This window comes from Xenophilus arseniciresistens (genome assembly GCF_028023875.1).
GTDB lineage: Bacteria > Pseudomonadota > Gammaproteobacteria > Burkholderiales > Burkholderiaceae_C > Xenophilus > Xenophilus arseniciresistens.
The window spans coordinates 502967-526427 of record NZ_JAQIPB010000001.1 but is presented as its reverse complement, the minus strand read 5'-3'; the positions used below and the strand labels follow the sequence as shown (position 1 = coordinate 526427).

The window sequence follows — 23461 nt, the reverse complement described above, 5'->3', positions numbered from 1 at the left end:
GGGCCAGCCTGCATGGCCCCGGCGCTGTCACCGCCCCGTCATTCGCCCGCGTCCAGAATGCGCCGCGGTGCATCAAGGGACAGAGCGCATGTTTGCTGCCGGCGAGCGATTCAACGGTCTGAGCCACCTGGCGGGCTTTGCGCTGGCCATCGCGGGTCTTGTGGCGCTCGTCGCGCAGCTGGGTCCCGCCGCACGGCCGTGGCACGCCGTCGGCAGCCTGACCTTTGCGCTGGCGGTCCTCTTCCTGTACGCAGCCTCCATCGCCTGCCATGCCAGCCGGGGGCGGGCGAAGCGGCTGTGGGAGCGGCTGGATCATGTGGCGATCTTCGTGCTCATCGCAGGCACGGCGACGCCCTTCGCCCTGAGCCTGCCTTCCGATCCATGGGCATGGGGCGGGCTCGTCCTCGTCTGGGCGGCCGCCGGCCTGGGCATCGGGCGGGAACTGTGGCACCGGCCGGCGCCACAAAGACCTTCGGTGCTGCCCTACGTGGCGGTCGGCTGGCTCGCCGTGGCGGTGGCCGTGCGCGCCTGCCGGCAACTGCCGGGCTCGGTGGCCGTGCTGCTGGTCGCAGGCGGGTGCGTGTACACGCTGGGCACCTTCTTCTATGTCCGGTCCGCGCAGCTGCGCCACGCGCACGGGATCTGGCATCTGTTCGTGCTGGCGGGCACCGGCACCCACTATGCCGCCGTCTACGGCCTGGCCGGCGGGGGCTGATCACCGGCGCATGGCAGGTGCGGGTCAAGGCGCCTTGCGCGATGCGTCCTTCTTCTTCTCCTCCTCGTCCGCGTCTTCGCGGGGGCACAGCACCGCGTTGACCTCCGCGCCGAAGATCAGCGTGGTGGCGCTGACATACAGGAACACCAGCATCGCGACCACCCCCGCGAAGCTGCCGTAGACCAGCGCGAGCTTGCCGGCCGTGGCCAGGGTCATCGAGAAGAAGATCGCTGCGCCCACCCACAAGGCCGCGCCGACCAGCGCGCCCGGCAGCACGCTGCGCAGCCGCTGCGGCCGGTCTGGCAGCCAGCCGTACATCGTCGTGTAGAGCACGCTGAGCACGCCGAAGGCCAGGAGGTAGCGGATGCCGTCGCGCAGCCACAGGGCCTCGCGCGTGCGGCCGAAGTTCTTCGCCAGGAACTCCCAGACGTAGGGCATCACGATGACGGTGCTGAAAGTCATCCACGCACCCAGGCCGACGACGATGGTGAACAGCGTGACCTTGATCCGCGCCTTCCAGAAAGCCAGGCCCCGCTCGATGCCGTAGGCGCGATTGAGCGCCGAGCGCACGGCCTGGAAGCCCGAGGAGGCCGTCCACACGGTGGCGATCACGCCGATGGCCAGCAGAGCCTGGTTGCGCTGCGCCAGCACCTGGTCGATCACGGGCTGCATGGCCTGGCGCACCAGCGGCGGCGCGTACTGCATCAGCCGCCGGGCCAGGGAAGCGGCGTCCCCGGGCTCGCCGATGTAGCCGGCCGCCGACGACAGCAGGATCAGCATCGGGAACATCGCCAGCGTGATCGAGAAAGCCAGGCTGCCGGCCTGGTTGGCGCTCTGGTGGAAGATGTAGTTGGCCACGGCCTGGCCCAGCACGCGCACGCCCGGCAGCGCCCGCACGCGGCCGCGCAGCGCGGCCCAGGCCAGGGCAAGCTGGGCCCGCACGCTGCGAACGACCCTCAGGCCGCCGGCGGCAGGCCCACCCGGTAGCTGCGCACGCGTTCGCGGTGCAGCAGGCCGGCCTCCAGGCCCCTGCGGATGGCGGCGGCTGAAATGCAATGCACGGTGCCGTTGGCGTCCAGATAGCGGCGCGGCGAGATCTCGCGCAACTGGCCGCCCGCGCCCGCCAGCGATGTGAAGCGTCTGAAAAGAGGATGGGCTTCGACGGAGCCAGGCTCCGGGGGCTGGGGGGCGGCGTTCATGCCGATGTTGTAACGATGCGCATCGATTTGTGCCGCGAGCCGGGATCGATGCGCCATGTCAGCCAACACGCCGCGCATGCGGCGCAGCCTTGCAGCTCTTGGTTTCGCGGCAGCGCCAGCGCGCTGCGCGGCCGGCGGCGCGGCGTCACGGGGGCGAATCGGCCACGAATCGCGCGTGTTAGAAAGAGCCGCATCGACGACCGCCGTGGCTGCCCTGCCGGCGGCGCCCACTGATTTCTTCGCGCTTTTTCATGGCCTTGCCTTCCGACCTGATCCGCGACTGCAACCGTGCCAGCCTTGCCCTGCTGCAAGCCAACCTCAGCACCCACGGCATCCTCGCGGCCTCGCGCACCGAGGCCGCAGCCGCCCGGCGCTACACGCGCATCTTCGGGCGCGACGCGGCGATCTGCGTGATGGCCATGTGCGCCAGCGACAGCGCCGCGCTGCGCCAGGGCGCGGTGGACAGCCTGCAGGCCCTGGCCGCGCAGCAGGCGTCCAACGGACAGATCCCGAAGTACGTGGACCCCGAAGGACAGGACGCCGACTTCTGGTACCTGGGCTGCATCGACGCCACGCTGTGGTGGCTGATCGCCGTGGACGAGGTGCGCCGCGCGGGCCTCGTGCCGGCCACGCACTGGGCGGGCGAGGTTGCGCTGGCGGTCCAGTGGCTGCACGCGCAGGAGCACCAGCACTTTCGCCTGCTGCAGCAGAACGAGGCCAGCGACTGGGCGGACATCATGCCGCGGTCGGGCTTCGTGCTCTACACCAATGCGCTGTGGTACGAGGTGAAGAAGCGCCACGCGCTGCCCGAGGCCGAGGCCACGCGGCATCACTTCAACCACCTGTTCAACCCCTTCCAGCGCGACCTGCCCGAATACCACCGCGCACGGCTGCTGCGCCATTACGCGCGCCGCGGCCGGCGCGACCCGGGGCTGTATCTGAGCTTCGTGAACCTCTCATTCGTGGGCGACGAGGGGGACGTCTTCGGCAACCTGCTGGCCGTGCTCTTCGGCCTGGCCGACGAGGGCATGGCGCACCGCATCCTGAACACCATCGACAAGGCCGGTGCCGCCCAGCCCTGGCCCGTGCGCGTGACGCTGCATCCGATGTCGCAGGGGCATCCGCTGTGGCGCGACTACATGAACCGCCACCAGCAGAACCTGGCGCACCAGTACCACAACGGCGGGCTCTGGCCTTTCGTGGGCGGTTACTGGGTGATGGCGCTGGCGCACATCGGGCGGCTGCAGGAGGCGCAGCATGCGCTGGCCCAACTGGCGGCCGCGAACGCGCAGGACGACTGGCGCTTCACCGAATGGTTCCACGGCTGGACGCTGGCCCCCATGGGCATGGCCGGCCAAAGCTGGAACGCCGCCACCTTCCTGCTGGCGCAGCGGGCGCTGGCGCAGGCGGCCAGCTGAGGGGGCGAGCCGCTCAGGCCTGCGCGGGCCGCGCCCAGAGCCAGCGCGCCACCTGCTGGCGCAGCGCCTCGGCGGCAGAGGCAGCCGCGCGCTGCGGCAGCTCCAGGTGCCGCTCGCGGGCCCGGTCGAAGGCGTAGAAATAGTCCACCTGCAGCCCATGCCGGTCTTCGGCCTGCGGCGGGTCGTCGTCCGCAAGCGGGCTGACCAGCACGCTCACCTGGCCCAGGTACTGGCCTGCCGCCACGAAGGCCATGTTGTCGTTGGCGGCGCGCTCGGCCTGCGACGGATGGGCCGCATGTGCCGCATCGAGCACCATCCAGGGCAGGTCCCACCCCGCGTCGGCGTAGACGGCGGGCGCGCACAGCAGCATGCGTTCGATGGTGCGGCGCTGGCTCAGCAGGGTGCCGAGGTAGGCACCGTAGCCCGAAGCGATGAGCCACACCGGCGCGCCCGAGCCATCGGCCAGCGCGTCATAGGCGCGGGTCAGCGTCTGCAGGTGTTCGCGCCGGCTGCGGCCGCGTTCGCCTTCGCACGCCAGTGCCACGACGGCGCTGCACCCTTGGCCCGGTGGCGCGGCTTCGCCGATGAGCTGCGCCCAGGGCGCGGCGCGCGCATCCACCAGCCAGAGCAGGCGAGGAGGGGCTGCGGGCGCCGGTGTGGCCTGTGGCTGCGGCGCCGCGAACATCGCGTGCGGCGGGAGCCAGCCGGTGGGGTGATCGACATCGAGCAACGCAGGCATGGAAGGCTCCTTGAGGAAGGCAGCGCGCGGGCCGCTGCCTGCTTATGCCGCGCGTGTTCCCGTGCCGGTGTGGGACGCCGCGCCATGCGCGCGCAGGCCCGGGCCTGCGCGCCGCGGGCTCAGCCAGCTTGCAGTTCCAGCACCGCGCAGGGCAGGGTGGCCAGCAGCGCTTCGAGCGTGTGTGGACCGGCCCCCTCGTGCACCCGGCCCGTGAGCGCGTCGCGCCACGCGCCGGCGGCGGGCAGTTGCAGCTGCGTGTCGCGCCAGGGCGATGCGTCCCATTGCGGCGCTGCCGATGCCCCGTCGGCCTGGGCCCAGGGCGACTGGGACTGGCCGCCCTGGCGTGCGAAGAAGCGGGCGCACACGGTGACGATGCGCCCCTGCGGCGTGCTGCGTTCGAAGGCGATGCAGGCCTGCGCCGCGGGGCCTTGCAACGCCAGCGGCGCATGCCCGCCGTCGCGCAGCACGGGCCAGGCGCGGCTGCGCAGGGCCAGCAGCTGGTGCGTGAGCCACAGCTTGGCGTCGTCCAGCCGTGCGGGCGACAGCGCATCGTGGCCAGCGCCAGAAAAGGGTGGCTGCTGCGTCAGGGCCTCCAGCCGGCGCGCGCGGGCCTCGTAGTCCACGGGGCGCCGGTTGTCGGGGTCCACCAGGCTGAAATCGAGCAGCTCGTTGCCCTGGTACAGATCGGGCACCCCTGCGCTGGTGTACTTGAGCGTGACCAGCACCAGGCTGTTGAGGCCGCCGCACCAGGCCACGGTGGCGGCCAGCCGGTCCAGGTCTTCCAGGAAGGCCGCGCTGCGCTGGCGGTCCAGGCAGGCACGGACCCAGTGCGCCAGCGCATCCTCATAGGCCTGCTGGGGCAGCAGCCAGCTGGTGTGGCGCTTGGCCTCGCGCGCGGCCTTGCGCATGTAGGCGTCGATGCGCGCCACGTAGCCCTGCGCGTCGGGGTCGGTGCCCCAGGTGCCGATCAGCGTCTGGTAGAGCAGGTACTCGTCGGCGCGCGACGGCGCCTTGCCGCCAAAGCGCGCCTGCACCTCTTCGCGCAGCGGCGCATTGAAGGCGCGCCAGCGCCGCAGTGCCAGCCGCCACGCCGCGGGCATCTCCGAAAGCACGTCGATGCGCGTGCGCACGTCTTCGGAACGCTTGTTGTCGTGCGTGGACGTGGCCAGCATCGTGTGCGGCCAGTCGCGCGCGCGTTCCTGGCTGGCGGTGTGGAACTGCGCCAGCGAAAAGCCGAACTGCGCCGGCTCGCCGCCCACCTCGTTGAGCGCGAGCAGCGGGAAGTGCCGGTAGAAGGCCGTGTCTTCCACGCCCTTGGCCGCCACCGGCGCACTGAACTGCTGGAAGCGCGCGGCGAAGCGTTCGGCCAGCTGGCGGGCCTCCTCGCCCTCGCCCGCGCTGCGCCCGCGCATGGCCTGGTGGATGAAGTCGAAGACCGTGTCGTCGGCCAGTTCGCTGGCCTCGCGCGCGGCCTGCACGGCCTGCGTGATGAAACGCTCGTCCTGGGCCGTCAGCGCGCCGTGGGCCACGTAGGTGCGGTACACGCTCATGTGCGCGGCCACGTCGGCCAGCGCGCGGCGCAGGTTGCCCAGCGTGTAGTCGCGCGTGCTGCGGTGCGTGCGCGCCAGGCGCAGCAGCATCGCGCACAGCACCGTGAGGTCGGAGGCCAGCGCGTTCTGCGCCACGCTGCGCTTGGCCTGCAGCACCAGCGATTCGTAGGGCTCGCGCACGCCCGTGAAGCTCTGCCAGATGCGCGCGAACGCGGGCTCGGCCGCGGTGTCGATCAGCACGCCGTTGGCCACGTTGGCAAAGCGGTAGCCCGTGGTGCCGTGCACGGCCCAGTCGGGCGGCACCTCCTCGTGGCCGGCGGCGATCTTCTCGCACACCACGTACAGCGGCCATGGCGCGCCTGGAGCCGAAGGCAGGCCCGCGCGCCGCGCATAGCCCTGCTGCAGCGCGCGGAAGTACGCAGCCGGGTCGCGAAGCCCGTCGGGGTGATCGATGCGCAGCCCGTCGACCCAGCCGCGCGCGGCCAGGTCCAGCGCCAGGCCCTGCGTCGCCTCGAAGACCTCGGGGTCTTCCACGCGCAGCGCGGCCAGCTCGTTGATGTCGAAGAAGCGCCGGTAGTTGATCTCGTCGGAGGCCACGCGCCAGAAGGCCAGCCGGTAGTGCTGCTGGTCGAGCAGCGCGTGCAGGGCATCGCGCGATTGCGGGCGGTTCCAGGCGCGCAGGGCTTCGGCCAGCGGCGCGGCGGCGGCGCTCTGGGCCGCCAGTGCGGCCAGCCGCCTGAAGGCGCCCTGCGCCTCGCGCAGCCGCGCCGCGCCGTCCTCGCGCCCGGGCAGGTGGGCCAGCGCGTGGCCGATGCTTTCCATTTCGGCCTGCAGCTCGCGCTGCTCGGTCAGCGCCGCGGCCCAGCGCAGCACCTGGCCGTAGCTGGCCGGCGCGAGCGGGAAGCGGTGCGCGTGGTAGTGCACGGCCAGCCGGCCCGTGCCGGCATCCAGCGCCAGCTCGAGCTGCCCGTCGTCGAGTACGCGGCCGTAGGCATCGCCCAGCACGGGGATCAGCACCTTGCCGGTCAGGGCCGGGTCCAGTGCCTGCCAGTCGATGTCGAAGCAGCGGGCCCAGGGCGAGTCCTGGCCGTTTTCGAGCACGTCGGTCCACCAGGGGTTGTCTGCGCCCAGCACGCCCATGTGGTTGGGCACCAGGTCCAGCAACTGGCCCATGCCCAGCTGGCGCAGGGCCTGCGTGAAGCGCGCAAAGCCTTCGAAGCCGCCCAGTTCGGGGTTGATCTCGCCGTGCGCGACCACGTCGTAGCCGTGCATGCTGCCCGGGCGCGCGCGCTGGATCGGCGAGCAGTACACATGGCTGATGCCCAGGCGCGCGAGGTAGGGCAGGATGCGGATCGCGTCGTCAAAACCGAAGTCCTTGTGGAACTGCAGGCGGTAGGTGGCGCGCGGGATCAGCGCGCCGCCCTTGTGGCCCTGCAGGCGCGGCGCCGGGCGTTCGCGCGCGATGGCGGCCGTGATGGCGCGCACCTGCGGGTCGGACTGCCACTGGGCCGTGGCCAGCGGCAGGCGGCGGCGCCAGTTGGGGTGGGTGTCGATGGTGCCGGGCAGGTTGGCCTGCTCGACCACGCCCAGCAGGTCTTCGGCCTGCACCATCAGAAGCCGCGAGGGCGCGCGCGCCAGCCAGGCGTGCACGGCGGCGCTGGCCTCGGTGCTCAGAGTCTGCGCGGCCAGGTTGCGGGCCACCTGGTCGGCATCCAGCAGGCCGGCATCCTGCAGCGCGAACAGCAGCTGGGCGCGCTCCTGCGCACGGTCGGCCAGTTGCTGGCGCGCGATGGCCTCGTCGGGATAGAGCTGCAGGCGCATGCGCTCGCGCAGATCGGCCACGCCCCACCAGCCCTGCAGGGTGGCCAGGTCGTGGGTGCTGACCGACACCAGGGCCTCGCGCGGGTACTGCGTGGCGGGCTTGAAGGCATCGGCTTCGCGTTCGAAGTAGGCCAGCCGGTACGAGAGCAGGCCGAAGCGCTGCAGCAGCGCACGCGTCTCGTCGGCCACGGTGCCCAGGTCCTCACCGATCACCAGGCACTGGTGGCGCTGGCTCTCCAGTGCCACGATGGCCAGCATCTGCTGCGCGTCATAGTGCACGTAGGCGCCGTCGGCCGCGCTGGCGCCCGGCGGCATGCAGTACAGGCGCACCAGGCCCATCACATGGTCGATGCGCAGCGCGCCCGCGCCGCGCATGCTGGCGCGCAGGGTGTCGATGAACAGCTGGTAGCCGGTCTCGCGCAGGCGGTCGGGCCGCAGTGGCGGCAGTCCCCAGTCCTGGCCCAGCGGGTTGAAGGCGTCGGGCGGAGCGCCCACGCTCACGGCCGTGGCCAGCACGTCGCCCGCGCCCCAGGCATCGGCGCCGTAGCGGTCCACCGAGACGGCCTGGTCCAGGTACAGGCCGATGGCCATGCCCTCGGCGCGACAGCGCTGCGCGGCGGCCTGCAGCTGCGTGTCGGCCACCCATTGCAGCCAGGCGAAGAACTCGACGCGCGATGCATGTTCGCGGGCGAACTGCTGCGCGGCTTCGCCCTCGGGGTTGTGCAGCGCCTGCGGCCATTGCGGCCAGCCCCAGGCTTGTGGGTCGAGCGCGCGGAAATGTGTTTGCAGCGCATCAAACAGCGCCTGGCGCTGCAGCGGCTGGCCGCGCATGCGCACAAAGGCGTCGAACTGCGCATGCTCATCCTGGTCGGTGCTTTCGGCATCGCTGCCCCGGCGCCATTCCTCATGAACCAGCTGCAGCACTTCAAGCTTGGCGGCGGCCACCTCGGCCGGCACCACCAGCGGCGCAGCGCTCAGCGCGGCCAGCCGGGCCTGAAAGGCCGCAGAGGCCACGCGCTGGCGCGCGGCGCTGCTGCGCTGGTAGGCAGGGATGGCCTCCACATCGATGTACAGCGCATTCAGGTGCAGGCGCGACGAGGGGCTGTAGGGGCTGCACTTGGTGGCGTCGTCCGGGAACAGCGCATGCAGCGGGTTCAGGCCAATGGCCTGCGCGCCCAGGCGCGCGGCCATGCTGGCCAGCTCGGCCAGGTCGCTGAAGTCGCCCATGCCCCATTGGCGCTCGGAGCGCAGCGCATACAGCTGGGCCGAGATGCCCCACTGGCGCGGCACTTCGGCGGCGGGTGATTCGGCGCGGTCTTCGGGCAGGTGGCAGCGCGGCGGCGCGGCGACCACCAGGGTCTGGCCCGGCAGGCCCTCGATCTGCAGCTGGTGGTAGCCCATGGGCAGCGCAGGGCCGTCCATCTGCAGATTCACCAGCGCGCAGTCCAGGCCCAGCTGCCGGGCTTGCGGATCGGCCTGCGTGGGCGGCACGGTGGCCTGGCCTTGTGTGCGATGGCCGGCTTCGTCGGTCAAGGTCCAGCGCAGGCTGGAAGGCAAGGGCAGCAGCAGGTTCAGCGGCAGTTGCCAGACCTGCGCGTCGGCCGCCGCCAGCACCACGGGCGGCAGCGCGCGGCGCCAGCGCCGGGTGTCAAGGGCCTGCACTTCGGCCTGCCATGCGGCTTCATCGTCCGGCGCATGCGCACCCATGCCGAAGTGCGCCAGCAGCGCGGCCAGGCTCTGCGGCGCCACATCGACCCGATGGCCCCAGACGTCGTGATGGAAGGTGGCGATGCCCAGCCGCTCGCAGGCGCGGTGCAGGGCCTCATGCATGGGCATGCTCCTGCAGCGCCACGCACAGGCCGCCCGCGGCCAGCGCCATCGCGGTGGCGCCGTGGGCTTCGCAGCCATGCTGGTGGATCACGCGGCCCGGCGGCGCGGCGGCCAGGGCCGGCGCATGCCCGAGGTTCATCACCATCTGCAGCAGCGCGGGGCGCAGTGCCTTCTTTTCGCCCGTGCTGCTTCCAGCGCTCAGCGTCCATTGCAGGTAGAGCACCGTGCCTTCCACATGCCAGCGCCCGCTGCCGGGTTGCGAAGGCAGCCGCGGCGCGATGTGCCGCGCGCGCAGCGCCAGGCAGCGGCGCACCAGCGCCAGTGCCTGCGCATGCGTGGGCTGCTCGCATTCGTCGCGGTCCAGGCGCGAGGCCTCGAGCGTGGCCGGGGCGTTGGGGTCGGGAATGCCTGCGCGTGCCTGCGCGTCCTGAAAGGCCGCGAACTGCGCGAACTCGCGGCGCCGCCCGTCGGCCACGGCCTGGGCCAGCGCGGGGCCGAAGTCGCAGAAGAACTGGAAGGGCGTGAGCGCGGCCCATTCCTCGCCCATGAAGAGCATGGGCACATGGGGCGAGAGCAGCAGCGCGGCGCGCGCGGTCTGCACCAGCCGCGGGTCGGCCAGCGCGTCGATGCGGTCGCCAAAGGCGCGGTTGCCGATCTGGTCGTGCGTCTGCAGGTACGACACGAAGGCCGTGCAGGGCAGCTCGTCCGTCGCTTCGCCGCGCCGTTCGCCGCCGCGGAAGGGCGAAGGCTGGCCGCTGTAGATGAAGCCCTGCGCCATCGCGCGGCCGAAGGCAGCCAGGGGCTGCTGCGCGTAGTCGATGTAGTAGCCATCGCGCTCGCCCGTCAACAGCACATGCGCGGCATGGTGCAGGTCGTCGTTCCACTGGGCCGTGGCCTGCAGCGGCTTTTGACCCTGCGCGTCGCGGCGCAGCAGCCGGGCCTGGTTCAGGTCGTTCTCCAGCACCACATGCACCTGCCGCGCGCGCCCCGGGCCGCTTTGCAGGGCCTCGCAGATATCGGCCACGATGTGCCGCGGGGAGTCGTCGCGGATGGCGTGCACGGCGTCCAGGCGCAGGCCGTCGAAATGGAACTCCTCGACCCAGTACAGCGCATTGCGCACGAAGAACTCGCGCACCGGCTGCGAGCCCTCGCCGTCGAAGTTGATGGCCGCGCCCCAGGGCGTCTGGTGGGCCGGGTTGAAGAAGGGCGGGCAGTAGGCGTGCAGGTAGTTGCCTTCGGGCCCGAAGTGGTTGTAGACCACGTCCAGCAGCACCATCAGGCCCAGGCCGTGCGCGGCATCGACCAGCGCCTTGAGCGACTCGGGCGTGCCGTAGCTGGCTTCGGGCGCATAGGGCAGCACGCCGTCATAACCCCAGCCGCGCGCGCCCGGGAACTCGGCCACGGGCATCAGCTCGATGGCCGTGACGCCCAGCGCCGCCAGCTCGGGCAGGCGCGCACGCGCGGCGTCGAAGCTGCCCTGCGGCGTGAAGCTGCCCACATGCAGTTCGTAGACCACCGCTTCCTCCCACGGCCGGCCCTGCCAGCGCTGGTCGGTCCAGACGAAGCGATGCGGATCGGTCAGCTCGCTGGGGCCGTGCACGTCCTGCGGATTGCGGCGCGATGCGGGGTCGGGCACCGTCAGGCCGTTGGGCAGCGCAAAGCGGTACAGGTCGCCGGCCGAGGCCTGCGGCACGTCGACGAAGCAGTGGCCTTCCGAGGCCGCCTGCATGGGCAGGCGCTGCCAATGCGCACTGCCGGCGGCCTGCCACTCCAGCTGCACCGAGGCGGCCGCCGGGGCCCAGAGCTGGAAGCGGAAGCCGCCGCCAGGCAGCGGCAGGGGGCCAAAGGGCGAAGCGGGCAGGGCATGCATGGTGGACTTGGCAGGAAGCCGCGGGCCCGCGGCGCGACGGGATGATGAGAAAGCGGAAGGTCGATGGCGGCTGCCGCGGCCTCAGATGGGCGGCGGCGGGTCGCCCACGCGGCGCGGGATCAGCGGCTCGGCCGGCTCCCGGCGCGGCAGGCTTGCTTCGGCGGGGGCCGTGGGTGCGGCCGTGTCTGCAGGCGGCACCGGCACGGCAGGCGCGGCCGCTGCGGTCTGCGCAGCAGCGCGCGGAGGCGGCTGGCCCGCAGCCAGTTCGGCCGCCTCCTCGGCCACGCGCGCGGCGGGCTCTTCGGCATCGGCGCGCTGCGCGCCTCCATCGACGTGCGGCATGCCATCACGCGGCAGCCATTCGTCGATGCGGCGTGCGGCCCAGTCCTTGCCGGCCAGGCCAAAGGCCAGGGCCACGGCAAAGACGAAGCCCGCCAGGATCACGATGAAGCTCTGGCGCACGATGTCGCCGCCCACCTTGACCTGGTCCAGCGCGATCAGCACCACGAAGATCAGGATGCCGTATTGCGCCAGGCGCGAGAAGAAGTAGGCGTCGCGCAGGCCCACGTTGCGGCCGTAGGTGAGCACGGCGTCGGCCACGAAGCGGGCGAAATAGGCGCCGAAGGCCAGCACCAGCAGGGCCACGAAGATGTTGGGCACGAACCAGACCACGCGGCCCAGCAGGTCGGTGACGTAGCTCAGGCCCAGGCCGTTGAAGGCCACGATGAGCGCGGCCAGGATGACCATCCAGTAGGCCAGCACACCCACGATGCCGGTGGTGTCCATCTTCATGCCGCCCTGGCGCAGGAAGCCGTCGAGCCCGGCCCGCTCGGTGAGCACCGGGAAGTTGACGGCGCGCAGCGCGCGCGTGACGGCAAAGCGCACCACCTTGGCCAGCAGCCAGCCGGCCACCAGCACGGCCGCGGCGATCAGCAGGCGCGGGATGAAGGCGCCGATCTGGAACAGCATGCCCCGCAGGGTGCCGACCTGGAAGCCGAATTCGTTCATGCCTGATCTCCTGTGGGGCTGGCGGGGGCAGGGCTTGCGCCGTTGTGGCCGTTCAGCGCCATCAGGCCCTGCAGCGGCACCTGCACCCAGTCGATGCGGTTGTTCAGCTCGTAGCGCAGTTCATACAGGGCCTTGTCGATCTCGAACAGGCCCAGCAGCGCGGGCGCCACGGCGGGCTGGCCGGCCCGTGCGAGGGTCTGGCCGTAGCCGCCCATGAAGGCCGTGCGCACCTGGGCTTCCCAGTCGGCCGCGGCCTGGCCCAGGCGCTCCAGCTCCTGCGCGTTCTGCGCCACGCGGCGCAGCGCCGACCAGCGCGCGTAGTTGAAGGAGCGCAGCATGCCCGCCACGTCGCGCAGCGGGGAATCCTTGCGCCGGCGCTCGTCCATGGGGCGGGCCGGCTCGCCCTCGAAGTCGATGATGATGAAGTCGTTGCGCGCCACCAGCACCTGGCCCAGGTGGTAGTCGCCATGCACGCGGGTCTTGCGCAGGCCTTCGCTGGTGCCGGCGGCGTGGGTGATGCGCGCCTGCAGCGCGTCGGCCTGGCGCAGCCACTGGCTGGCGTCGGCGCGCGCGGCCTCGGGCAGCGCGTCCAGGCGCTGGCGCGTCAGGGCCAGCGTGTCTTCAAGCGACTGCTGGATCATCACCTGCAGGTCCGTCTGGTCGCTCTGCGCCCAGGGCTGCGGGGCGAAGTCGGCGTCGGCCTCGGGCGCGGCGGCCAGGGCCAGGTGCAGTTCCGCCGTGCGCTGGCCCAGCAGCCGCATCAGGATCAGGAAGGCACCGTGGTCCGGCGCCTCGGCGTCCTCGGGCGCGGCCTGCACCTCGGCCAGCACGCGCTCCAAGTAGGCCAGCGTGTACTCCCAGGCATCGCCCTGGTTGGGCACGTAGGCCTGCAGCAGCGCCAGCGTGGCCATGCTGCCGTCGGTGCGGTGGTACTCCACGGCGCCGGCCACGGGCACGCAGTTGGGGAACTGCGCGGTGTCGGTCAGGTAGCGGCCCAGCTCCAGCTCGGGGTTGATGCCCTCGCGTACCTGCCGGTAGCACTTGAGGAAGAGCTGGTCGCCCAGCACCACGGCGGTGTTGCTGCTGGCGGCGCTGGGCTTGCCCACCTCCAGCGCCTCGATGGCCTGCGGTGCCACGCTGGCCAGCGCCTGCGTGGCGCTGAAACGGATCTCGCCGCCTTCGGTGGGCAGCACGCGCTGCGCGATCATGGCCTGCACCATCGCGCGGCAGAAGCTCTCGTCGAAGAAGGCATCGGCCATCAGCCCCACCTGCGCCTGCTGGCGCACCTTGGCCACGGCCGCGCTTTGCAGCTGCCGGCTGCGCTCCTCCTCCAGGTCTTCCCAGGCGATGGCCAGCGGCATGAAGTAGTGCGAGGGCTGCGCGCCCGCATGCACCGCCAGCAGCGGCAGCAGCCACTGGCGTTCGCCCTCGGTCCACACGGCGTGGTCGGCGATCTCGGTGCGGGCGATGGCATCGCCCTTGGCGCCGTACCAGCGCTGGCCTTCGATGTGGCGCGGCAGCACCTGCGTTTCGACCTGGGCGCGCGTGCGCTCGGCCATGGCGATGCGCCAGGGCATCACGCGGTCGCGGAACAGGCTGGTCCAGCCGTCGAACAGCACCAGCGTGGGCCGGTCGTCCAGCGAGACGCCGCCCTGGTGCCACACGGGCACCGGCGCATCGGTGGTCAGCTTGAACCAGTAGAAGCCATAGGAGGACAGCGTGAGCAGGTAGGGCAGCTCGCCGATGGGCGGGAAGGTGGTGCGGCCCAGCATCTCCACGGGCACACGGCCCTTGAAGGCCGACAGGTCCAGCTCCACGGGCTGCGCCGCGCGCGAGAGGTTGAACACCGTCAGCAGCACGTCGTCGCCGTACTCGCTCAGGTAGGCCAGGATCTTGCGGTTGCCGGGCTTGAGGAAGGTCTTCTTGCCGCGGCCGAAGGCGCTGCTGGTCTTGCGCACGGCCAGCATGCGGCGCGTCCAGTGCAGCAGCGAGCTGTTGTCGCGCATCTGCGCTTCCACGTTCACGGCCTCGTAGCCGTACATGGGGTCCATGATGGGCTGCAGGTACAGGCGCTGCGGGTCGGCGCGCGAGAAGCCGGCGTTGCGGTCGGGGCTCCACTGCATGGGCGTGCGCACGCCGTTGCGGTCACCCACGAACACGTTGTCGCCCATGCCGATCTCGTCGCCGTAGTAGATGATGGGCGAGCCGGGCATGGACAACAGCATGCCGTTCATCAGCTTGATCTTGTCCTTGTCGTTCTCCATCAGCGGCGCCAGGCGCCGGCGGATGCCCAGGTTGATGCGCGCGCGCAGGTCGGCCGCATAGGTGGTGTACATGTAGTCGCGCTCGCGGCTGGTCACCATCTCCAGCGTGAGCTCGTCGTGGTTGCGCAGGAAGATGGCCCACTGGCAGCCCTCGGGGATGTCGGGGGTCTGCTGCATGATCTCGACGATGGGGTCGCGGTCCTCCTGCGCGATGGACATGTACATACGCGGCATCAGGGGGAAGTGGTAGGCCATGTGGCATTCGTCGCCATCGCCGAAGTACTCGCGCACGTCCTCGGGCCACATGTTGGCCTCGGCCAGCAGGAAGCGGTTGCTGTACTCGGCGTCGATGGCCGCGCGCAGCTTCTTGATCACCGCATGCGTTTCGGGCAGGTTCTCGTTGCTGGTGCCGTCGCGCTCCACCAGGTAGGGAATGGCGTCCAGGCGGAAGCCGTCCACGCCCATGTCCAGCCAGAAGCGCATCACGTCCAGCACGGCCTCCAGCACGGCCGGGTTGTCGAAGTTCAGGTCGGGCTGGTGGCTGAAGAAACGGTGCCAGAAGTACTGCTTGGCCACCGGGTCCCAGGTCCAGTTCGAGGTCTCGGTGTCGGTGAAGATGATGCGCGTGCCCTGGTAGATCTGGTCGGTGTCGCTCCAGACGTAGAAGTTGCGCTCGGGCGAGCCTGGCGGCGCATGCCGCGCGGCCTGGAACCAGGGGTGGTCATTGGAGGTGTGGTTGATCACCAGCTCGGTGATCACGCGCAGGCCGCGCTCGTGCGCGGCCGCCAGCATCTCGCGGAAGTCCTCCAGGGTGCCGTACTGCGGGTTCACGTCCTTGTAGGCCGCGATGTCGTAGCCGTCGTCGCGCAGCGGCGAGGGGTAGAAGGGCATCAGCCAGATGGTGTTGACGCCCAGGTCCTTCACGTAGTCCAGCTTCGCCGTCACGCCCTTGAAGTCGCCGATGCCGTCACCGTTGGTGTCGTTGAAGGCCTTGACGTTGAGCTGGTAGATGACCGCGTCGCGGTACCAGTTGGGGTCCTGCGAGGTGTCGACCTCCAGGTTCTCCAGAACCATTCTTGACACGGGTGCATTCATGGCCGCCCTCCCTCTTTCACTGGAAATAGTCGAAGTCCCGCTCGGTGCGCACGTGGCGGCGCAGCTGCATCACATGCGCGGGCGCCTCCCAGGGGTTGAGCTGGATGTAGTGGCGCGCGCCCTGCCAGCGAAAGCGCTGGCCGCCCAGCAGGTCGTGCATCTGGAAGGGCTCCTCGCTGCCCACGTCGATGAGCTCGGGCGGCAACTCGAGCCAGCCGATCTGCGTGTTCCACGGGTCGAGGTTGACCACGGTGACGATCACGTCCCTGCCGTCGGCGCTGCGCTTGAGGAAGGCCAGCATCTGCGCGTTGTCGACCGCAAGGAACTCGAGCGTGTCGTTGCGCTGCAGGGCCGGGTGCGCATGGCGGATGGCGTTCACATGCGCGATGAAGCCTTCCAGGCTGTGCGGGGCGTCGAGCTGCCAATGGCGCAGCTGGTATTTCTCGGAATCGAGGTATTCCTCGCTGCCGGGGTTGCGCGGCAGGTGCTCCAGCAGTTCGTAGGCCGGGCCGTAGATGCCGTAGCTGGCGCTCAGGGTGGCGGCCAGCACCAGCCGCGCCTTGAACTGCGCGGGGCTGCCGTTCTGCAGCGATTCATGCAGGATGTCGGGCGTGTTGGGCCAGACGTTGGGGCGGAAGTAGTCCAGCCCCGGCGAGGTGCTCAGTTCGGTGAAGTACTCGGTCAGTTCCTTCTTGCTGTTGCGCCAGGTGAAGTAGGTGTAGGACTGCGTGAAGCCCAGCTTGGCCAGCCGGTGCATGACCTTGGGCCGCGTGAAGGCCTCGGCGAGGAAGATGACCTCGGGGTGCCGGCGCTTGACCTCGGTGATGGCCCATTCCCAGAAGGGGAAGGCCTTGGTGTGCGGGTTGTCCACGCGGAACACCGCCACGCCCTGCGCGATCCAGTGGTCGAGCACGCTCTTGAGTTCGGCCCACATGGCGGGCCAGTCCTCGGTCTCGAAGTTGAAGGGGTAGATGTCCTGGTACTTCTTGGGCGGGTTCTCGGCGTACTGCACCGTGCCGTCGGGGCGCCACTTGAACCAGGCCGGATGTTCTTTCACATAGGGATGGTCCGGTGCGCACTGGAAGGCGATGTCCAGCGCAATCTCCATGCCGTGCGCGCGCGCAGCCTGCACCAGCGCGCGGAACTGCTCATGCGTGCCCAGCTCGGGCAGGATGTCCTTGTGCCCGCCTTCGGCCGCGCCGATGGCCCAGGGGCTGCCCACGTCGCCTTCCTCGGTGCTCAGCGCGTTGTTGCGGCCCTTGCGCTGCTCGCGGCCGATGGGGTGGATGGGCGGGAAATAGAGCACGTCGAAGCCCATGCGCTGGATGCGCGGCAGCTGCGCCTGCACGTCGGCGAAGGTGCCGTGGCGCCCCGGCTGCTGGCCGGCCGAGCGCGGGAACAGCTCGTACCAGGTGGAAAAGCGCGCGCGTTCACGATCGGCCACCAGCGGAAAGCCCGGGGCCAAGGTGCTTGCATGCTGCCGGTCGGGGTAGCGCTGGGCGATCTGTGTGAGTGCCGGGTCCAGCGCGCGCGCCTTCAGTTCGGCGCTGTCCAGCGCGCTGTCGGCCGCGCCGCGCTCCAGCGATTGCGCCCAGTCGCGCAGCTGGCGCGCATCGGCCGCGTTGGCGGCGCTGGCGCGGCTGGCGGCGGCGGCGATCTCGGCCGCACCCACGCGCGCCGCGATGCGGATGTCCTGCGCGTCCACGCGGCGCACGAGTTCGTGGTGCCACGAGGCCAGCGCGTCGACCCAGGCGCACACCGTGTAGTGGTAGCGCCCCGGCGTGGGCGGCGTGAAGCTCGCATGCCACTCGTCGTTCCACTTCAGCGCCATGGGCACCTCGTGCATGCGCTCGTCGTCGTCGCGGCGCCACTGCAGCATCACGCGCAGCACGTCATGCCCTTCGGCAAAGCAGTTGGCCTGCACCGCGAAGGGCTCGCCGGCCACGCACTTGGCGGCAAAGCGGCCGCTGTCCACGCTGGGGAGCACCGCATCGATCACGGCGCGCTGGCGTCCGTCGGCCACACCAATGGGGACCACGGACGGGGAGAGGAGCTCAGGCGATTTGCGCACGCGTCGGGCCTTTCAGGTAGATGGTGGAAAGAGGCGGCAGCGTCAGCACCAGCGACTGCGCGCGCCCGTGGGCCGGCACGGGCGTGGTCTGAAGGCTGCCCAGGTTGCCCCAGCCGGAGCCGTCGAACTCGCCCGCATCGCTGTTGATGCATTCGCGCCAGGTGCCGGCGATGGGCACGCCCACGCGGTAGTTCTCACGCGGCACGGGCGTGAAGTTGCTCACCACCAGCACCGGCTCGCTGCCCGGCGGGCCCTTGCGCACGAAGGCGAACACGCTTTGCGCAGAGTCATCGGCCTGCACCCACTCGAAGCCGTCCTGGCTGAAATCCAGCGCATGCAGCGCGGGCAGCGTGCGCAGCGCACCGTTGAGCTGGCGCACCAGGCGCTGCAGCCCGCGGTGGCCGGGCAGCTCGCTGACCCACCATTCGAGTTCGCCGTCATGCGTCCATTCGCGGCGCTGGCCGAACTCGCCGCCCATGAACAGCAGCTTCTTGCCCGGGTGTGCCCACATGAAGCCGAAGAGCGCGCGCAGCGTGGCGAACTGCTGCCACTCGTCGCCGGCCATCTTGTTGATCAGCGAGCCCTTGCCGTGCACCACCTCGTCGTGCGAGAGCGGCAGCACGAAGTTCTCGCTGAAGGCATAGACCAGCGAGAAAGTCAGCCGGTTGTGGTGCCAGGGGCGGTGCACCGGGGCCTCGCGCAGGTAGGCCAGCGTGTCGTGCATCCAGCCCATGTTCCATTTCATGCCGAAGCCCAGGCCGCCCATTTCGGTGGGGCGCGAGACGCGCGGCCACGCGGTCGATTCCTCGGCCACCGTGAAGGCGCCGGGCTGCTCGCGGTAGACGGCGCGGTTGAGTTCGCGCAGGAACTGCACGGCCTCGAGGTTCTCGCGCCCGCCTTCGGCGTTGGGAATCCACTGGCCGGGCCCGCGCGCGTAGTCCAGGTACAGCATGGAGGCCACCGCGTCCACGCGCAGGCCGTCGATGTGGAAGTGCTCGAGCCAGTACAGCGCCGAGGACAGCAGGAAGCTGCGCACCTCGTGGCGGCCATAGTTGAAGATGGCCGAGTTCCATTCGGGGTGGAAGCCCTGGCGCGGGTCGGCGTGCTCGTACAGGTGCGTGCCGTCGAACTGCGCCAGCCCGTGCGGGTCGGTCGGGAAATGCGAGGGCACCCAGTCGAGGATCACGCCGATGCCTTCGCGGTGCAGGTGGTCGACGAAGTACATCAGGTCTTCGGGCGCGCCATAGCGGGCCGTGGGCGCGAAGTAGCCCGTGGTCTGGTAGCCCCAGGAGCCGTAGAAGGGGTGCTCGGTCACGGGCATGAGTTCCACATGCGTGAAGCCCATGTGCCGGACGTAGGCGGCCAGCCGGTGCGCCAGTTCGCGGTAGCCGATGAACTCGCCGCCCTCGCGCTGCCAGGAGCCCGCATGCAGCTCGTAGATGGCCATGGGCGCTTCCAGCGCGTTGTGGCGCGCGCGCCCGGCCATCCAGCCCTCATCGCCCCAGGTGTGCGCGCCGGCCCAGATGCGCGAAGCCGTGGCCGGCGCCAGTTCGGCCTGGAAGGCGAAAGGGTCGGCCTTCTCGAGCCAGCGGCCGTCGCGGGTCTGGATGCGGTACTTGTAGGTCTGCCCCGGCGCGGCGTGGGCCACGCTCGCTTCCCAGATGCCGCTGCCATCGGGGCGCGGCTGCATCGGGTCGGCCTCGCTCCAGAAGTTCCAGTCGCCGATCACCCACACGCGTTCGGCATTGGGCGCCCAGACGCGGAAGTGGACGCCACCTTCAGGCCCGACGTGTGCGCCGAAGCGTTCATGAAGGCGCGTGTGGGTGCCTTCCTGGAACAGGTGCATGTCCTGTGCGGTGAGTGCAATGCTTCGCATGGGCAGGGTGGTCTGGACGCAAACGTGGACGACTGTGAAACGAGGCCGGAGCGCCGCGCGCAGCCGAAGAGGGCGCGCTGGCGGCTGCGCCGCGTCAGCGCATAGCGCGCAAGGCGCACCGGAGAACGGTCCGCACAAGCGTCGCATCGGCCGCCGCCGGGGTCGCCCCGGCATTGGCCCGTTTGCTTGTCGGACATGGGCTCAGGCCCCGCGCGCTCAGGCGGCCACGAATAACAAGAGTGAACGCGCGGTCACGGTGTAGGCGCTGCCGGCCTCGAAGCGCGCATCGGCATCGGGCACCTGCTCGTGGGCGGTGTCGATGGCCAGCTGCCACTGCGTGCCTTCCCCGTGCGCGGGCAGCTCGAAGTCCAGCGCGTCTTCCCAGGCGTTGAAGACGATCAGCACGCTGCGGTCGGGCCCGCGCCGCGCGATGGCCGTGGCCCGCCCGTGGCCTTCGAGCAGCATGCCGAAGCAGCGCGTGCGCGGGTCGTCCCAGTGCTGCGCGTCCATGGGCTGGCCGCCGCAGGCCAGCCATTGCACGTCGTGCAACTGCAGCTCTTCGTCGTAGGCGCCGGTCAGGAAGCGGTTGCGCCGCAGCACGGGCAGCGTGTCGCGCAGCCGGGTCAGGCGCTGGACGAAGGCCCGCAACGCCTGGCCCTGTTCGCCGATGCCCTGCCAGTCGAACCACGAGAGTTCGTTGTCCTGGCAATAGGCGTTGTTGTTGCCTGACTGGCTGCGGCCGAACTCGTCGCCCGCCAGCAGCATGGGCGTGCCCTGCGCGAGCAGCAGCGTGGCCAGCATGTTGCGCTGCTGGCGCGCGCGCAGCGCGTTGATCTGCGCATCATCGGTCGGGCCCTCGGCGCCGCAGTTCCAGCTCAGGTTGTCCGAATGGCCGTCGCGGTTGTCCTCGCCGTTGGCGTCGTTGTGCTTGTCGTTGTAGCTGACCAGGTCGGCCAGCGTGAAGCCGTCATGCGCGGCCAGGAAGTTGACGCTGGCCCAGGGGCGCCGGCCGCGCCGGTGGAAGCGGTCTGCGCTGGCCGTCATGCAGCCGGCCAGCGCAGAAGCCTTGCCCTCGTCGCCCTTCCAGAAAGCGCGCACGGTGTCGCGGAAATGATCGTTCCATTCGGCCCAGCCCGGCGGAAAGCCGCCCACCTGGTAGCCGCCGGGCCCGCAGTCCCAGGGCTCGGCGATCAGCTTGACGCTGGAGAGCACCGGGTCCTGCCGGCAGCTCTTGAGAAAGCCGCCGCCCTCATCGAAGCCGTAGGGTTCGCGCGCGAGGATGGTGGCGAGGTCGAAGCGAAAGCCATCCACGCGCATCTCGGTGACCCAGTAGCGCAGGCTGTCCATCACCATCTGCAGCACGCGCGGGTGGCTCAGGTTCAGCGTGTTGCCGGTGCCGGTGTCGTTGATGTAGTAGCGCGCACCCGGCCCCGTGCCGTCTTCGCCCGCGGGCATCAGCCGGTAGTAGCTGGCGTTGTCGATGCCCTTGAACGAAAGCGTGGGGCCCAGCTCGTTGCCTTCGGGCGTGTGGTTGTAGACCACGTCCAGGATCAGCTCCAGCCCATGCGCATGCACGCGGTCGACCAGGTGCTTGAATTCATCGATGCTGGGTGCGTGCAGGTACTTGGGCTCCAGCGCGAAGAAGCCGATGGTGTCGTAGCCCCAGTAGTTGACCAGCCCTTTCTCATGCAGGAAGGACTGCGTGACGAAGCGCTGGATGGGCAGCAGCTCGACGCTGGTCACGCCCAGTTCGCGGATGGCGCGCAGCACTTCGTCCTGCGCGAAGCCGGCAAAGGTGCCGCGCAGGTGCTCGGGCACGCCCGGGTGGCGCATGGTGTGGCCGCGCACATGGGTCTCGTACAGCACGGTGCGCTCCCAGGGCACGCGCGGGTGCGCGGGCTGGGTCCATTCGAAGCGCGAATCGACCACCACGCACTTGGGCACGAAGTTGGCGCTGTCGCGCTCGTCGAAGCTCAGGTCGCCGTCGGGGTGGCCGACGGTGTAGCCGAAGATCTCGGGCCCCCATTTCACCTCGCCGATGTGGGCCTTGGCGTAGGGGTCCAGCAGCAGCTTGTGGGGGTTGAAGCGGTGGCCCTTCTCGGGCTCGTAGGGCCCGTGCACGCGCAGGCCGTAGCGCGCGCCCGGCTGCAGGCCCGGCACGTGGCCGTGCCAGATCTCGTCGGTGTATTCGGGCAGCGTGACGCGGCCTGTCTCGGCCTGGCCGGCTTCGTCGTAGATGCACACCTCGACGCGGGTGGCGTGGGCAGAAAAGACGGCGAAGTTGACGCCGCTGCCCGTGTATGTGGCGCCCAACGGAAAAGGCAACCCCTCTTCGACTTGCATGCCGAACCCTCTCAATAGTCAGGGTTCGACCTTAGCGAGGGTGCCTGTTTCCAGTTGTAGGAGGAGCGAGCGAGCGCGGGTTGGCTGACAGGCTGCGGCGGTGCAAGCCGGGTGGCGTGTGGCGCCCGCGCGGCGCCGCACGGGCGCGGCTCAGCCCGCCGACAACCGCTTCTGGTGGCGCGCGATCTGCTGCTGCACCTGGGCCGGCGCCGTGCCGCCCAGCGTGTTGCGCGCGTTGAGCGAGCCGCGCAGGCTCAGCACGTCGTAAACGTCTTTCTCGATGCCGGGGTTGAAGCCCTGCAGCACCGACAGCGGCAGCTCCGACAGGTCGCAGGCATGCGAGATGGCCGCCTTGACCGCATGGGCCACGGTCTCGTGCGCGTCGCGGAAGGGCAGGCCCTTCTTGACCAGGTAGTCGGCCAGGTCGGTGGCCGTGGCATAGCCCTTGAGCGCGGCCGCTTCCATCGCATCCTTTTTCACCGTGATGCCGCCGACCATCTCGGCAAAGATGCGCAGCGTGTCCTTGAGCGTGTCCACGGTGTCGAACAGCGGCTCCTTGTCTTCCTGGTTGTCCTTGTTGTAGGCCAGGGGCTGGCCCTTCATCAGCGTGATCAGGCCCATCAGGTGGCCCACCACGCGGCCGGTCTTGCCGCGCGCCAGTTCGGGCACGTCGGGGTTCTTCTTCTGCGGCATGATCGAGCTGCCCGTGGTGAAGCGGTCGGCGATCTGGATGAAGCCGAAGTTCTGGCTCATCCACAGGATCAGCTCCTCGCTGAAGCGGCTGATGTGCACCATGCACAGGCTGGCCGCCGCCGTGAACTCGATGGCGAAGTCGCGGTCGCTCACGGCGTCCAGGCTGTTCTGGCACACGCCCTCCATGCCCAGCGTGCGCGCCACGCGCTCGCGGTCCAGCGGGTAGGTGGTGCCGGCCAGCGCGGCCGAGCCCAGCGGCAGCCGGTTCACGCGCCTGCGCACGTCGCCCAGGCGTTCGGCGTCGCGCGCGAACATCTCCACGTAGGCCAGCATGTGGTGGCCGAAGCTCACGGGCTGGGCCACCTGCAGGTGGGTGAAGCCGGGCAGGATCGCGTCCACGTTCTCGCTGGCGATCTTGACCAGCGCCTTCTGCAGGTCGGTCAGCAGGCCGTCGATCAGGTCGATCTCGCCGCGCAGCCACAGGCGCACGTCGGTGGCGACCTGGTCGTTGCGGCTGCGGCCGGTGTGCAGGCGCTTGCCGGCATCGCCCACCAGCTGCGTCAGGCGGGCCTCGATGTTCAGGTGCACGTCTTCCAATGCCAGCTTCCATTCGAAGCTGCCGGCGTCGATCTCGCCCTGGATCTGCGCCATCCCACGCTGGATATCGGCCAGGTCCTGCGCCGAGATGATCTTCTGCGCCGCGAGCATGTCCGCATGAGCGAGCGAACCCTCGATGTCGGCCTGCGCCAGGCGCTTGTCGAAGAACACACTGGAGGTGTAGCGCTGCACCAGCTCGCTCATGGGCTCGGAGAACAGGGCCGACCAGGCTTGCGATTTCTTGTCGAATTGGTTCTGGGTCATGTCAGGGGAAGGCGGCCCGCCGGGGCTGCCTGCAAGGGGGAAAGAACAGGGATGGGGCGGCAGGAGCGGGCTGGGCCCTGCGGCAATAATGGCCCGCCGTCCGTCCTT

Annotated in this window: 13 protein-coding genes; 2 read left to right on the top strand and 11 right to left on the bottom strand. The window is 70.3% G+C overall.

Features of this window, described 5'->3' with window-relative positions:
* Window positions 1-88 precede the first annotated feature (88 nt).
* Complete coding sequence (gene trhA, locus PGB34_RS02260) at window positions 89-715, top strand: PAQR family membrane homeostasis protein TrhA (RefSeq protein ID WP_271426440.1); 627 nt, start codon at window positions 89-91, stop codon at window positions 713-715.
* Between the two features lie 24 nt (window positions 716-739).
* On the opposite strand, the gene PGB34_RS02255 is transcribed toward trhA, so the two are convergent.
* Together PGB34_RS02255 and PGB34_RS02250 are read right to left on the bottom strand one after the other, a co-directional pair.
* On the bottom strand, window positions 740-1657 hold the full coding sequence (locus PGB34_RS02255) for a YihY/virulence factor BrkB family protein (protein WP_271426439.1): 918 nt from the start codon (window positions 1655-1657) through the stop codon (window positions 740-742).
* A gap of 14 nt (window positions 1658-1671) precedes the next feature.
* Entirely contained in the window at window positions 1672-1914 is a 243-nt protein-coding gene (locus PGB34_RS02250) for a hypothetical protein (RefSeq protein ID WP_271426438.1), read from the bottom strand.
* A gap of 251 nt (window positions 1915-2165) precedes the next feature.
* Here PGB34_RS02250 and PGB34_RS02245 point away from each other — a divergent pair, with 251 nt between their 5' ends.
* Window positions 2166-3332: a glycoside hydrolase 100 family protein gene (locus tag PGB34_RS02245; protein ID WP_271426437.1), complete on the top strand. Its 1167-nt coding sequence runs from the start codon at window positions 2166-2168 to the stop codon at window positions 3330-3332.
* Window positions 3333-3345: 13 nt separating this feature from the next.
* On the opposite strand, the gene PGB34_RS02240 is transcribed toward PGB34_RS02245, so the two are convergent.
* From PGB34_RS02240 to argH, 9 genes are all read right to left on the bottom strand, one after another.
* Window positions 3346-4071 carry a hypothetical protein gene (locus tag PGB34_RS02240; protein ID WP_271426436.1) on the bottom strand — a complete coding sequence of 242 codons (726 nt, stop codon included), beginning with the start codon at window positions 4069-4071 and terminating at the stop codon, window positions 3346-3348.
* A 119-nt stretch (window positions 4072-4190) separates the two neighbouring features.
* Window positions 4191-9272, bottom strand: a complete 5082-nt coding sequence (treY, locus tag PGB34_RS02235; protein ID WP_271426435.1) for a malto-oligosyltrehalose synthase — start codon at window positions 9270-9272, stop codon at window positions 4191-4193.
* Window positions 9265-11142 (bottom strand): malto-oligosyltrehalose trehalohydrolase, encoded by a 1878-nt coding sequence (treZ, locus tag PGB34_RS02230; protein WP_271426434.1) that lies wholly within the window; start codon window positions 11140-11142, stop codon window positions 9265-9267. Before treZ ends, treY begins: the two co-directional genes overlap by 8 nt.
* Before the next feature lie 81 nt (window positions 11143-11223).
* The gene (locus PGB34_RS02225) at window positions 11224-12150 is read right to left on the bottom strand and encodes a mechanosensitive ion channel family protein (RefSeq protein WP_408647811.1); all 927 of its coding nucleotides are present in this window, start codon (window positions 12148-12150) and stop codon (window positions 11224-11226) included.
* Window positions 12147-15509, bottom strand: a complete 3363-nt coding sequence (gene treS / locus PGB34_RS02220; protein ID WP_271426433.1) for a maltose alpha-D-glucosyltransferase — start codon at window positions 15507-15509, stop codon at window positions 12147-12149. The genes PGB34_RS02225 and treS overlap by 4 nt, the downstream gene beginning before the upstream one ends.
* Before the next feature lie 16 nt (window positions 15510-15525).
* The gene (locus PGB34_RS02215) at window positions 15526-17547 is read right to left on the bottom strand and encodes an alpha-1,4-glucan--maltose-1-phosphate maltosyltransferase (RefSeq protein WP_271426432.1); all 2022 of its coding nucleotides are present in this window, start codon (window positions 17545-17547) and stop codon (window positions 15526-15528) included.
* A gap of 16 nt (window positions 17548-17563) precedes the next feature.
* Entirely contained in the window at window positions 17564-19456 is a 1893-nt protein-coding gene (gene glgB, locus PGB34_RS02210; protein WP_271426431.1) for a 1,4-alpha-glucan branching protein GlgB, read from the bottom strand.
* A gap of 216 nt (window positions 19457-19672) precedes the next feature.
* Window positions 19673-21799 (bottom strand): glycogen debranching protein GlgX, encoded by a 2127-nt coding sequence (glgX, locus tag PGB34_RS02205; RefSeq protein WP_271426430.1) that lies wholly within the window; start codon window positions 21797-21799, stop codon window positions 19673-19675.
* 150 nt (window positions 21800-21949) lie between these two features.
* Complete coding sequence (gene argH, locus PGB34_RS02200; RefSeq protein ID WP_271426429.1) at window positions 21950-23353, bottom strand: argininosuccinate lyase; 1404 nt, start codon at window positions 23351-23353, stop codon at window positions 21950-21952.
* Window positions 23354-23461 lie beyond the last annotated feature (108 nt).